The sequence below is a fragment of the Cypionkella sp. genome, from assembly GCF_036782355.1.
In the GTDB taxonomy this organism is placed as follows: domain Bacteria; phylum Pseudomonadota; class Alphaproteobacteria; order Rhodobacterales; family Rhodobacteraceae; genus Cypionkella.
The window spans coordinates 78,151-91,276 of the sequence record NZ_DAIPZF010000004.1; the positions used below are offsets into that span (position 1 = coordinate 78,151).

General features: G+C 61.2%; 10 protein-coding genes. 4 read left to right on the forward strand and 6 right to left on the reverse strand.

What is annotated here, in order from left to right:
- Window positions 1-30 precede the first annotated feature (30 nt).
- Window positions 31-741: a heparan-alpha-glucosaminide N-acetyltransferase gene (locus V7Q10_RS02785; RefSeq protein ID WP_333867517.1), complete on the forward strand. Its 711-nt coding sequence runs from the start codon at window positions 31-33 to the stop codon at window positions 739-741.
- Here V7Q10_RS02785 and aguB read toward each other — a convergent pair.
- The 4 genes from aguB to V7Q10_RS02805 all read right to left on the reverse strand — a co-directional run bounded on the left by aguB (window position 725) and on the right by V7Q10_RS02805 (window position 6,191).
- Entirely contained in the window at window positions 725-1,606 is an 882-nt protein-coding gene (gene aguB / locus V7Q10_RS02790; protein WP_333867518.1) for an N-carbamoylputrescine amidase, read from the reverse strand. The two genes, V7Q10_RS02785 and aguB, sit on opposite strands and share 17 nt — an antisense overlap.
- Before the next feature lie 3 nt (window positions 1,607-1,609).
- On the reverse strand, window positions 1,610-2,584 hold the full coding sequence (locus V7Q10_RS02795; protein ID WP_333867519.1) for a DUF2235 domain-containing protein: 975 nt from the start codon (window positions 2,582-2,584) through the stop codon (window positions 1,610-1,612).
- Window positions 2,585-2,669: 85 nt separating this feature from the next.
- Entirely contained in the window at window positions 2,670-4,955 is a 2,286-nt protein-coding gene (locus V7Q10_RS02800; protein WP_333867520.1) for a xanthine dehydrogenase family protein molybdopterin-binding subunit, read from the reverse strand.
- Between the two features lie 90 nt (window positions 4,956-5,045).
- Window positions 5,046-6,191, reverse strand: coding sequence for a type III PLP-dependent enzyme (locus V7Q10_RS02805; protein WP_333867521.1), 1,146 nt, complete (start codon window positions 6,189-6,191; stop codon window positions 5,046-5,048).
- 211 nt (window positions 6,192-6,402) lie between these two features.
- Here V7Q10_RS02805 and V7Q10_RS02810 point away from each other — a divergent pair, with 211 nt between their 5' ends.
- The 3 genes from V7Q10_RS02810 to V7Q10_RS02820 all read left to right on the forward strand — a co-directional run bounded on the left by V7Q10_RS02810 (window position 6,403) and on the right by V7Q10_RS02820 (window position 11,110).
- Window positions 6,403-6,834 (forward strand): Lrp/AsnC family transcriptional regulator, encoded by a 432-nt coding sequence (locus tag V7Q10_RS02810; protein ID WP_333867522.1) that lies wholly within the window; start codon window positions 6,403-6,405, stop codon window positions 6,832-6,834.
- Window positions 6,835-6,966: 132 nt separating this feature from the next.
- On the forward strand, window positions 6,967-9,810 hold the full coding sequence (locus V7Q10_RS02815; RefSeq protein ID WP_333867523.1) for a valine--tRNA ligase: 2,844 nt from the start codon (window positions 6,967-6,969) through the stop codon (window positions 9,808-9,810).
- A 193-nt stretch (window positions 9,811-10,003) separates the two neighbouring features.
- A complete protein-coding gene (locus tag V7Q10_RS02820; RefSeq protein ID WP_333867524.1) occupies window positions 10,004-11,110 on the forward strand; it encodes a pyridoxal phosphate-dependent aminotransferase in 1,107 nt (368 codons plus the stop codon).
- On the opposite strand, the gene V7Q10_RS02825 is transcribed toward V7Q10_RS02820, so the two are convergent.
- Together V7Q10_RS02825 and gatB are read right to left on the reverse strand one after the other, a co-directional pair.
- The gene (locus tag V7Q10_RS02825) at window positions 11,111-11,512 is read right to left on the reverse strand and encodes a DUF4177 domain-containing protein (RefSeq protein WP_333867525.1); all 402 of its coding nucleotides are present in this window, start codon (window positions 11,510-11,512) and stop codon (window positions 11,111-11,113) included. It abuts the gene before it with no gap.
- Window positions 11,513-11,579: 67 nt separating this feature from the next.
- Window positions 11,580-13,091, reverse strand: a complete 1,512-nt coding sequence (gene gatB / locus V7Q10_RS02830; protein WP_333867526.1) for an Asp-tRNA(Asn)/Glu-tRNA(Gln) amidotransferase subunit GatB — start codon at window positions 13,089-13,091, stop codon at window positions 11,580-11,582.
- Between the last annotated feature and the right edge of the window lie 35 nt (window positions 13,092-13,126).

Consider the following 13,126-nt stretch of genomic DNA (forward strand, 5'->3'; position numbering starts at 1 on the left):
GCGGGTCGATCCCTGCGCAAAAGGCCAGCCGTGCAGCAAAGCCGTATTGATCTGCTTGACCTGATCCGCAGCCTTGCCCTGCTGGGCATGGCCAGCTTCCATTTTAGCTTTGATCTGGTGATGTTTGGCCTGATTGCACCCGAATATGCCTCTAGCGCCATGTTTTACTATCACGCGCGCCTTGTTGCCGGCTGCTTTTTGGTGCTGACGGGGATTGCGCTTTACCTGTCGCATGGGGCTGAGATCCGCTGGCCTGCCTTCTGGCGGCGTTTTGGCAAAATCGCGGCAGCAGCGGCGCTTGTCACCTTGGCGACGCGGGTCGCGATGCCCGAATATTACATCTATTTCGGCATCCTGCATGCCATTGCGCTTTACAGCCTAATGGGGCTGGTGGTGCTGCGCCTGCCCAGTGCTGTCACCGCACTGCTGGCGGCGGCGGTTGTGGCGGGGGCCTATCTGCTGCCCTCACCCGCCTTTGACGCCGCGGTGCTGCGCTTTATCGGCCTTTCCACCCTGCCCAGTTATACGCTTGATTTTGAACCGATTTTTCCATGGTTTGGCGCGGTTTTGGCGGGCATCAGTCTGGGGCAATTCGGCACCAGCCTTGGGCTTTGGCGCGGGCTGTCGCAGATCACTTTGCCCGCTTGGTCAACATGGGCGGGGCGCCACAGCCTGCCGATCTATCTGATTCATCAGCCAATTTTGCTTGGGCTGGTCTGGGCCTTCAGCCAAGTGCTTTAGACCCGTCAAGCCCGGCCAGCGCACCATAGGTTTCCGGGCGGCGGTCGCGAAACAGGCCCCAACTGCGGCGCAAATCGGCAATCGCTGCCAGATCGAATTGCGCCTGCACCACGCCTTCTTCGGCGCGCCCCAGTTCGGCAACAACGCCGCCCTGATGATCGGCGATAAAGCTTGATCCGTAAAACGTCACCTCGCGGCCATCAGGGGCCGTCTCGCGCCCGATGCGGTTTGCGGCCACCACCGGCAGGATATTGGCCGCCGCATGGCCGCGCATGCAGATCTGCCAATGCGGCTGGCTGTCATAGTCGGGTGCGGGAGGTTCCGAGCCGATGGCGGTGGGATAAAGCAAAATCTCGGCCCCCATCAGCGCCATGGCGCGGGCGCATTCGGGAAACCATTGATCCCAGCAAATCCCGACGCCGATGCGGCCAAAGGCGGTGTCCCAAACCCGGTAGCCACTGTCGCCGGGCGAGAAGTAGTATTTCTCTTCATAGCCCGGACCCTGTGGAATATGGGTCTTGCGATAGCAGCCCAAGACCCGCCCATCGGCATCAATCATCGCCACCGAATTGAAATGCGCCTGACCTGCGCGTTCAAAAAACGACAGCGGCACAACCACGCCCAGTGCGCGCGCAAGGGCGGCAAAACGGGTAATCAGCGGGTGATCTGCCATCGGCTGGGCCAGATCAAAATACTGCGGATGCTGTTCGATGCAGAAATAGGGCGTGGCAAAAAGCTCTTGGATCAGAACAACTTGCGCGCCGTCCGCCGCCGCGCGCCGCAGCAAAGCCTCGGCCTTATCGGCATTGGCGGCCAAATCCCAACTGCAGGCAAATTGCGTCGCAGCCACAGTCACCTTACGCATCTGTCATCCCCTTTTTGTCAAAGCCGAAAGCCAACCGCCTGCCACGCGTGCCTGCTGCGCGCTTGGATGCACCGCCTCGGATCGGTCGCGCAGCATCCGCCGTTTGCGCCGAAGCAAGAACAGCGCGCCCCAGCCGCGCAGCGTGCCCACCATGGGCGCAGCCGGATCACAAGGAAAGCGCGCGTGCCAATTTTCGGGCAGATCAAGCCCCAAGCCCTGCGCCTGATCCAGCATCCAAACCAAGGGGATATTGGCCAAAGGTCGGGCGGCGGCGTCATCGCCGATCATGCCGCCAATATCGCCATGCGCGCCGCGAAACCACATCTGTTGCACATGGCGCGCCCCCGTCTCGGCGCTGTCCCAAAGCACCGGTTCAAACACCGCCCGCGTCTCGTGGATCGCCAGAGCCTGAAAGCCATGGCGGATGCTTTTGCCCAAGTGATGGCTGTGAAAGGCATGTTTGCGCACCGTGCCAAAGCCAAACAGCGGCAGGCCCAGCGATTTGACCGTATCCCAAACCCCGATCATCTCGATCCTGGGTTTGGCGTGACAAAAGCGGCGGGCAAAGGCGGCGGCGGCCACCGTATCGGGGCCGTTTTGATAGTGGCGATAGGCCAGCTGCACGCCGCGTTCGGTGGCATGTTCGCGCCGCAGCAGGCCAACACGGTCGATCACGCCGGCCAGACTGCGCACCGCATAAGCGCCGCGCGAATAGCCAAACAGGAAAATCCGGTCGCCCTCGCGGTAGTGGCTGGCAAGCCAGCCGTAGGCGCGGCGGATCTGCCGGTTCAGCCCGCGCCCCTCGACAATCGCCATCACCTGTTTCCAGCCCTGCCATTGCAGCCCCTGCTCGTAGTATACCGTGCGATGGGTTTTCTGGCCGTCTTCGATCAACAGCTTGTAAAGCAGGCCACAATTGCCTTCTTGGCCCGGCGTCAGGGTCGAGAGCGTGCCATCCAGAATGATGATATGATCCACAGCGCCGCGCGCCCGCCCCGGTTCAGGCGGTGCGGCAGGGGCGGTTTGGGCGCGGGCTTTGCCGCGCCACCACGCGCGAAGACGGTTAAGCAGAGACAGCCTGTGCCTCCTGCAACCACGCCCAGATCCGCGAGGGCGTGAAGGGCATATCCACCGATGTCACGCCGCGCGGCGCCAGCGCATCCAGCACCGCGTTGGAAATCGCGCCACAAGAGCCGACGGTGCCCGCCTCGCCGCAGCCCTTCATGCCTAAGGGGTTGGTCTGGGTGATCGTGGGGGCGTGGTGAATGTCGAAATAGGGCAGATCGGTCGCGCGTGGCAGGGCGTAATCCATAAAGCTGCCGGTCAAAGGCTGGCCCTGATCGTCATAGACCGCCAGCTCCATCACCGCTTGGCCAAAGCCTTGGGCAATGCCGCCATGCACCTGCCCTGCTACCAATTCGGGCGAGATCAGCGTGCCGAAATCATCCACAACCGTGTAGCGGTCCATCACCATCGCGCCGGTTTCTGGGTCAATCTCGACCTCGACCAGATGGCAGCCGTTGGGATAGGATCCGGCTTGCAGTTTAATGGTCTGGGCGACATCCAGCAGATCGTCGCGCCCCTTTTCGCGCGCCCATTCCGCAGCCTCGGCCATGGTTAGGCTCATGTTGGAATTGGGGGCCGAAAACGCTGTGCCGTCAAAACTGACCTCTTTCACCCCGACATCGCTTTGCAAAAAGTCGATCATGCCAGCCACAAGCGCGCCCACGGCCGCCTTTGTCGCCGTGCCCTGCACCGTGACCGAGCGCGAGCCCCCCGTGCCGCCACCGGTTGGAATGGCATCGCTGTCGCCCTGCACAATGCGGATCAATGCGACATCAATGCCGGTTTGCTCGGACAGCATGCGGGCGTAAACCGTCTCGTGGCCCTGCCCGTTGGACTGGGTGCCGACATAAAGCGTCGCGCCGCCGTCAGGCTGCAACACCACCCGCGCGGTTTCAACCGGCGAGCCCAAGATCGCCTCGAGGTAGCTTGCCACCCCCAGCCCGCGCAGCTTGCCGCGCGCCGCGCTGGCGGCCTTGCGTTCGGGATAGCCCGCCACATCGCCCCGCGCGCGCGCAACCGCCAGCACATTGGCGAAATCGCCGCAATCGACCTGCGCGCCCGACAACAGCGGATAGGGGAAGTCCTTGATCACATTGCGCATCCGCAGATCAAAGCCGTCCACGCCCAGCACGCGGGCGGCGTGATCCATCACCCGCTCGATGGTCAAATTCGCCTCGGGCCGCCCCGCGCCGCGATAGGCATCAACCGGCGTGGTGTTGGTATAGACCCCCAGCACGCCCATATGGGCGGTTTTGATGTCATAGATGCCGGTCAGCACCTTGGAATAAAGCTCGGTCTGGATCATCTGCGCGAATTGCGAGTTATAGGCGCCAAGGTTCGAGACGATATGCACCCGCAGGCCGGTGATTTTCAGATCGGCGTCAAAGCCAAGCTCTGCCCGCGCCAGCAAATCACGGCCAGCGTTATCGGTCAGCATCGCTTCGGATCGGTCCGACATCCAGCGCACCGGCCGCCCCAAGGCCCGCGCCGCTGCCGCGATGACGATATATTCGGGATAGGCCATGCCCTTCATGCCAAAGCCGCCGCCGACATCGGGGTTGGTCACCCGCACCGCCGCAGGGTCCAGCCGCAATTGCCGCGCAAGCTCGGCCTTTTGCACCCAGACGCCCTGCCCGTTCACCGCCAGATGCAGCCGCCCGTCCTGCCATTCGGCAAAACAGCCGCGCGGCTCCATCGAGGCCACGATAATGCGGTTGTGCACCACATCCAAAGCCACCCGATGTGCCGAGCCCTCCAAGGCAGCCGCCACCGCCGCCTCGTCGCCAAGGCTGTAGTCAAAGGCCAGATTGCCGGGGGCTTGCGGATGAATGGCCTCGCCGCCGGGCACCAAAGCGGTGATCACCGGGCGCTCTTCGACATCAAGCCCGATCAGCTCTGCCGCGTCGCGCGCTTGGCTCAGGCTATCGGCCACCACCAAGGCCACCGCCTCGCCGGCATAGCGCACCGCATCGCGCGCCAGCACCGGGCGTTCGGGGCCAGCGCCCTTGCCGCCCTGACGCGTGCGCACCTGCGCGCCGGTCATGCCCAAGATCACGCCCATCGCCTCTAGATCGGCCGCCGCAAGCACCAGATGCACGCCATCAGCCGCGCGCGCCGCCGCCAGATCCAGCGCGGTGATGCCCGCATGCGCCATCTGCGCGCGTAGGAAATAGCCGTGAAGGGCTGTTTTGGGGGTGATATCATCGACATAGCGCCCCTCGCCCGTCAGCAGCCGGATATCTTCCAGCCGCCCCACACCCTGCGCTGCGCCAAATTTCGACATGCCACCCTCCAAGATCGCCATGTCAAAATAACTACGCCCTTGGCTGGTTTTGTCCAGCCAAGGGCGCATGAAGTTTTTGTTTCGGCGAAATTAAACCGTTTGGGTCAGCACCGTCACCATGCTCAGCTCGCCAAAGCCGTTAAAGCGGCTGTTGGTGACTGTGGAATAGGCACCCATGCCATGCCAGATCACGAAATCCCCCTCGGCGATGTCAGAGGGGAAAGGCACATCGCCGGGCAAGCGGTCGACCGAATCGCAGGTTGGGCCAAAGCAGATCCGCGGCAGGCTTTCACCATGGCGCGGCACGCCTTCGGCCGAGATCACGTCGATGCGGTCGATGATGCCGATCTGGCCCATCTCGAACAGCGCGCCGTAAAGCCCGTCGTTCAAAAACACATGCATGTCATCGCGCACGGCTTTTACGCGCGAGGCCAGCGTGAAGGCATCGCCGCACATGCCGCGACCGGGTTCGCAGACAAGCGCCGGGCGCGCGTCGCCAAAGGCCTCGGCCGTGACCGCGTCGATGATGTCAAAGGTGGCTTGCAACTGTGGCATCACCCCAACCGCGCGGTGGTTGGGAAAGCCGCCGCCGACGTTCAGACGCGCGATCTTGACGCCCGCTTTTTGCGCAATCACCGCAGCTTCGCGGATATAAGACGCCCAAGCAGCAGGATCGGTGCATTGCGTGCCCGGATGGAAGGTGATCGAGGGGATATAGCCCGCAGCGGCCACCGTGCGCAGCAAGTCCACCGCATCTTCTGCCGTGGCGCCAAATTTCGCCCCAAAGTTATAGGCAGCCCCCGCAACCGGCAGCTTGAAGCGCACCGAAATCTCGCAAGCCTCGGACGGCACCATTTCGATCAGCTTTGCCAATTCTGTTTTGGAATCAACAGAATAGCTTTTGACCGCATGTTTGACCGCAAAGGCGATTTCTGTGCGCGAGCGCACGGGGTTATGGTAATGGATTGCCGCATCGGGCGCCAAGCGCCGGATCAGGTCAATCTCGAAGGGCGAGGCGCAGTCAAAGCCTTTGACCCCTGCCGCGATCAGGTTTTCGATCACTTCTTCCGAAGGATTCGATTTGACCGCATAGGTCACCAAACCCGGAAACCCGTTCAGGAATGTGCGCGCCAAGGCCTGCACCGCTTGCGGTGCGAAAAACAGCACCGGATTCTCCGGCTGCTGTGTGCGCAAATACTCGGTCGGATTGGTCCAGATTGTCTTGGACAGTCCCATCGGCGTGATCCTTTCTGCCAACAAGATGCAAGTCCCTCCGCTGCCTTTTGGGGGCTCGGCACCTGCATGGTTTTTCCAACCAGGCCAGGTGCGTATGAGCCGCCCTTTTCCTGCAACTTAGGATGCCGCATATGGGCTACAATTTCACCGAACAAAACTATATAAATGCCGGAATTCTTCGTTATAATAACCAAAAAAGGATACATTTTGTATGGATGAGCTGGATCGCAACATCTTGGCACTGCTGGGGGCGGATGCACGCATGTCTGTGGCGACTTTGGCGCGGCGTTTGAAGGTGGCGCGCTCGACCATTCAGGCACGGCTGGAGCGGTTGGAGACCAGCGGCGTGATCGCGGGCTATACGCTGAAACTGGGCGAGGCCGCGCGGCAAGGCCGGCTGCGGGCCTCGGTTTTGTTGACCATCGAGCCGCGGTCGCAAGCGGGGATCCTGAGCCGGCTGAAGGCGGTGGCCGAGGTCGAGCGGGTGTTTACCACCTCGGGGCGGTTTGATCTGTTGTTGCAGATTGCAGCGGCGGATACGCAGGTGCTGGACGGGGTGCTGGATCAGATCGGCGGGCTGACGGGGGTGAAATCGAGCGAAAGCCTGATCCATCTGTCGACGCGGCTGGACCGGGCGGTTTGATCCGGCACGCGCCGCGCGGGCTGAAAGCTGCGCCTCCGGCGGGGATATTTTTGCCAAGATGAAAGGGAAGTCGCGCTTGGCCTTTTGACGGCAATTGGGTATTGCAAGCCAACAGTTGCAAGGAAGCCCGCGATGCCGATGGAAAAGACCTTTAACGCTGCCGAAGCCGAAGCCCGGATTTCGGCGCAATGGATTGATCAAAAGGTGGGGCGTGCGGGGGCGAATGCGCGGGCGGGGGCCGAGGCGTTTTCGATCATGATCCCGCCGCCGAATGTCACCGGGTCTTTGCATATGGGGCATGCCTTTAACAACACGCTGCAGGATATTTTGATCCGCTGGCACCGGATGCGCGGGCATGATGTGCTGTGGCAGGTTGGCACCGATCACGCCGGCATTGCGACGCAGATGGTGGTCGAGCGTGAATTGGCCAAGGCCAAAGCGCCTTCGCGCCGCGAGATGGGCCGCGAGGCTTTTCTGGACAAGGTTTGGCAGTGGAAGGCGCAATCGGGCGGCACCATCATCAACCAGTTGCAGCGGCTTGGGGCCTCTTGTGATTGGGACCGCGAGGCTTTCACCATGTCGGGCAATTTCCCAGACGCGGTGGTCAAGGTTTTTGTGGATATGTACACCAAGGGGCTGATCTATCGCGGCAAGCGTTTGGTCAATTGGGACCCGCATTTTGAAACCGCCATTTCCGATCTTGAGGTCGAGAATGTCGAAGTGGCCGGTCATATGTGGCATTTCAAATACCGGCTCGCGAATGGTGAGACCTATGAATACATTGAGAAAGACGAAGACGGCGCGGTGATCTTGCGCGAAAAGCGCGATTATATCTCGATTGCCACCACCCGGCCCGAGACCATGCTGGGCGATGGCGCGGTTGCGGTGCATCCGTCTGATGCGCGCTATAAGGCGATTATCGGCAAGATGGTGCATCTGCCGCTTTGTGATCGCTTGATCCCGATCATTGCCGATGAATATCCTGATCCGACCTTTGGTTCGGGGGCGGTGAAGATCACCGGCGCGCATGATTTCAACGACTATCAGGTGGCCAAGCGCAACACTCTGCCCTGCTACCGTTTGATGGACACCCGCGCGCAGATGCGCAGCGATGGCGCGCCCTATGCCGATTGTGTTGCCCGCGCGCGCGAGATCGCGGCAGGGGCTGCCACCAGCGAGGCCGAGGTCGACAGCCTGAACCTGGTGCCCGAGAAATATCGCGGGCTCGACCGCTTTGAGGCCCGCAAGGCGGTAATCGCCGATATCAACGCGCTGGGGCTTTGCGTCTCGACGCTGATGAGTGAGATCGACCCCGAGACCGGCTCCGAGCATCTAACCCGCGAGCCTTTTGTCGAGGCGAAAAAGATCATGCAGCCGTTTGGCGACCGATCAAAGGTGGTGATCGAGCCGATGCTGACCGATCAGTGGTTTGTGGACACCGCCAAGATCGTCGAGCCTGCGCTGGAGGCCGTGCGTTCGGGCGCGACCAAGATCATGCCAGAGTCGGGCGAGAAGACCTATTTCCATTGGCTGGAGAATATCGAGCCTTGGTGCATCTCGCGCCAGCTGTGGTGGGGGCATCAGATCCCTGTTTGGTATGATGCCGACGGCAATCATTATTGTGCGGCCACCGAGGCAGAGGCGCAGGCTTTGGCCAAGGGCCAGCCGCTGACCCGCGACCCGGACGTTCTTGACACCTGGTTCTCCTCGGGGCTCTGGCCGATTGGCACCTTGGGCTGGCCCGAGCAAACCGATGAATTGGCGCGCTATTTCCCCACCTCGACGCTGATCACCGGCGCCGATATCATCTTTTTCTGGGTCGCCCGCATGATGATGATGCAGCTGGCAGTGGTGGATCAGGTGCCGTTCAAGACGGTCTATCTGCACGGGCTGGTGCGCGACGCCAAGGGCAAGAAGATGTCGAAATCCTTGGGTAATGTCATTGATCCGCTTGAGATCATTGACGAATTCGGCGCGGATGCGCTGCGCTTTGCCAATGCGGCGATGGCAAGCCTTGGCGGGACGCTTAAGCTCGATACCCAGCGGATCGCGGGCTACCGCAACTTTGGCACCAAGCTGTGGAACGCCTGCCGCTTTGCCGAGATGAATGGCGTTTGGGAAGGCCATGCGACGCAAAGCGCGCCGCCCGAGGCAACGGCTACGGCGAACAAATGGATCATCGGCGAGACCGCCAAAACCCTTGCCGAGGTTGACGCAGCCCTGAGCGACTACCGCTTTGATACCGCGGCAGATGCGCTTTACAAATTCGTCTGGGGCAAGGTCTGCGATTGGTATGTCGAATTTGCCAAACCGCTGTTTGATGGCGCAGATGCTGCAGAGACCCGTGCCACCATGGCTTGGGTGCTCGATCAGTCGATGATCTTACTGCACCCGATGATGCCCTTCATCACCGAAGAGCTTTGGGCCACCACCGGCACACGCGCCAAATTGCTGGTCCATACCGATTGGCCAAATCACAGCCTAAACCTTGTCGACGCCGAGGCGGATCTCGAGATGAATTGGGCGATCAAGCTGATCGACGAGATCCGTTCGGCACGCGCACAGGTGCATGTGCCCGTTGGGCTGAAATGCGATCTGGTGGCAACTGAATTGTCTGCCGCCGCCCGCATCGCATGGGATCGCAACGAATCGCTGATCAAACGCCTTGCAAGGGTCGAGACTCTAACCGAAGGCACATCGCCCAAAGGCTCGATCGCGCTGGCGCTGGAAGGTGCGGCCTTTGCCATCCCGCTGGCCGGACTAATTGATATTGCCGAAGAAAAATCCCGCCTGACCAAGGCGATGGAGAAGCTTGGCAAAGAAATCGGTGGGCTGAAGGGGCGGTTGAACAACCCCAACTTTGCGGTCTCAGCACCCGAAGAGGTGGTCGAGGAAGCCCGCGCCAACCTAGAGGCCCGCGAAGACGAGGCCAGCAAACTGCAAGCGGCGCTGAACCGTTTGGCTGAAATCGGCTGATCGCGCGCGGGCTTTTGCCGCAGAAGCCTCCGGCGGGGATATTTAAGCCAAGATGAAAGCGCTTTCATCTTGGTCGAAATATCCTCGGGGGGAGAGGCGAAGCCTCGAGGGGCAGACAGCCCCCTTTTTTTTGTGCAAGGCTTGGGTTGAAATTTCGCTTGATCGTGCGGCGTGTTTCGGCCCAAATCATGGGATGAAAACACCCTGCCTCACCACGCTTGCAGCCTCTTTGCCCTCGACCGTGCCTTTTGTGGGGCCAGAAACCACGGAACGGCTGCAAGGCAGGGGATTTTTGGCGCGATTGGGCGCGAATGAGAGCCTGTTTGGGCCTTCGCCGCGGGCAATTGCGGCGATGGCTGCGGCTGCATCTGAGGCTTGGATGTATGGCGATCCCGAGATCCACGATCTGAAGGCGGCGCTTGCGGCGCATCACGGTTGCAGGCCGCAGAACATCGTGGTGGGCGAGGGTATCGACGGGCTTTTGGGCTATCTGGTGCGGCTGATGGTGGCCGAGGGCGATGCGGTGGTCACCTCGCGCGGGGCCTATCCGACATTTAATTTCCATGTCGCAGGCTTTGGCGGCCAATTGCAGACAGCGCCCTATCGCGACGATTTTGAGGACCCGCAGGCGCTGTTGGATCTGGCGTTGCGTAGCCACGCCAAGCTTTTGTATATCGCCAATCCTGACAATCCGATGGGCAGTCATCACCCTGCGGCTGTGATCAGCGATCTGTTGGCGCAGCTGCCCGCCACCACGCTGATGCTGCTGGATGAGGCCTATATCGAATTTGCCCCCGAAGGCACGGCACCGCAGATTGACCCCGAGACGCCGAACCTGATCCGCTTTCGTACCTTTTCCAAGGCGCATGGTTTGGCGGGCTTGCGGGTGGGCTATGCGATCACCAATGCCAGTTTAGCCCGCAGTTTTGACAAGGTGCGCAATCACTTTGGCTTGGGGCGACTGGCGCAGGCCGGGGCTTTGGCGGCGCTGCAGGATCAGGCGCATCTTGCGCGGGTGCGCGGCCTTGTGGAGGCGGCGCGTTTGCGGGTCAACGGCATCGCGCGTGACAATGGTTTGCGGCCTTTGGCCTCGGCCACTAATTTCGTCAGCATTGATCTGGGACGCGATGGCGATTTTGCCCGTGCCACGCTGCGGGCTTTGACAGAGCGCGGCATTTTCGTGCGCATGCCGGGGGTGGCACCGCTGGACCGCTGTTTGCGGGTCAGTTTGGGCGATGAGACCGCACTTGCGGCTTTTGAAGCCGCCCTGCCCTTGGCGCTGCGCGAGGCGGCGGGCTGATCACTCGGGCTTCGCACCGCCAACTGCGGGGGCTGTGCCGGTGTCAGCAGGCTCTGCCGCCCCCAGTTTGCGGGTCAGCGTCGGCGTTACGGCATCGGCCATCAGCGACGCGCGAGCAGGGGCTGGGGCTGCTGGCGCGGCTGGGGCTGCTGGCGCTGGCGCTGCTGCCTCGATGACGCGGCGAAACACCAGGAGCAGATGCTGCGTGGTTTTGGTGCCGGTAAAGCCTGCGCGTTCGTCGACCGGAAAGCTGTCGGCGCGCAGATAGTCCCAGCCATCGCGGCCCAGATCATTCATCAAAGTGGTAAGCGCCAGCGCAAAGCGGTCTTCGGTGGTTTTGACGCCACGCGCCTTTTCACCGCGCCGCGGCGCTGGAACAACTTTGAATTCATAATGTGGCATCGCGATCCCCCTGACAGATTGCGCGCAGCTTACGGGAAGTTGCGCGCCAAGGCCAAACCAATAGCAGTTATAGCCCCAGCTTTTGCGCCACCATCGCGCCCACCACGGCCGGATTGGCCTTGCCTCCGGTGGATTTCAGCACTTGGCCGGTGAACCAACCGGCAAGCTTGGCATTAACGCGGGCCTTTTCGACCTGATCGGGGTTGGCAGCAATCAGCGCATCAAGTGCGGCTTCGATCGCACCGGTATCGGTGACGGCCTTCATACCGCGCTCAGCGGCCACCTCGGCCGGATCGCCGCCTTCGGTCCAGACGATCTCGAACAGATCCTTGGCCATTTTGCCGGTGATCTCGCCCTTGGCAATCAGATCCAGCACGCCGCCCAGCTGTGCGGCTGACATCGGGCTGTCGGTAATCGCAAGACCCTGTTTGTTCAGACGGCCAAACAGCTCGTTGATCACCCAATTTGCCGCCTGCTTGCCGTCGCGGCCCTGCGCCACGGCCTCGAAGAAGGCGGCGTTTTCCAGATCGGCGGTCAGCACATTGGCGTCATAATCGGTCAGGCCGAAATCCCCCATAAAGCGCGCCTTTTTGGCGCCGGGCAGCTCTGGCATCGAAGCCGCGATGTCATCGACCCAAGCCTGTTCAATTTCCAGCGGCAGCAGATCGGGGCAAGGGAAATAGCGGTAATCATGCGCCTCTTCCTTGCTGCGCATCGAGCGGGTTTCATTCTTGTCAGGATCGTAAAGCCGGGTCTCTTGGGTGACCGTGCCGCCATCTTCCAAAATCGCGATCTGGCGGCGGGCTTCGACGTCAATCGCCAATTGGATGAACTTCATCGAGTTCATATTCTTCAGCTCGCACCGCGTGCCCAGATGGCTAAAGTCTTGCGTGGCTTGGTATTTCTCATACTGACCCGCGCGGCAGACCGAAACGTTGACATCGGCACGCAGATTGCCGTTTTGCATATTGCCGTCACAGGTGCCCAGATAGCGCAGGATCTGGCGCAGTTTGACGACATAGGCCGCGGCCTCTTCGGGGCTGCGAATGTCAGGCCGGCTGACGATTTCCATCAGCGCCACGCCAGTGCGGTTGAAATCGACGAAAGACATTGTCGGGTCCATGTCGTGAATGGATTTGCCGGCGTCTTGTTCCAGGTGAATGCGTTCCACCCGCACCAGACGCGCCACGCCGGGGCCCATCTCGACCAGCACTTCGCCCTCGCCCACGATGGGGTGGTAAAGCTGGCTGATCTGATAGCCCTGCGGCAGATCGGGGTAGAAATAGTTCTTGCGATCAAAGGCCGAGCGCAGGTTGATCTGCGCCTTCAGACCCAGACCCGAGCGCACCGCTTGTTCGATGCAATATTCGTTGATCACCGGCAACATGCCCGGCATCGCCGCATCCACAAAGGCGACGTTTGAATTCGGCTCGGCCCCAACTTGGGTCGAGGCGCCAGAAAACAGCTTGGCGTTTGACGAGACCTGCGCGTGGATTTCCATCCCGATCACCAGTTCCCAATCGTGCTTGAGCCCCGCAATCACTTTGGGTTTCGGCATCTCATAGGTCAGATCAAGCATCATAGGCCTCCGTCAGGTTCTTCAGCCTGTTTAGG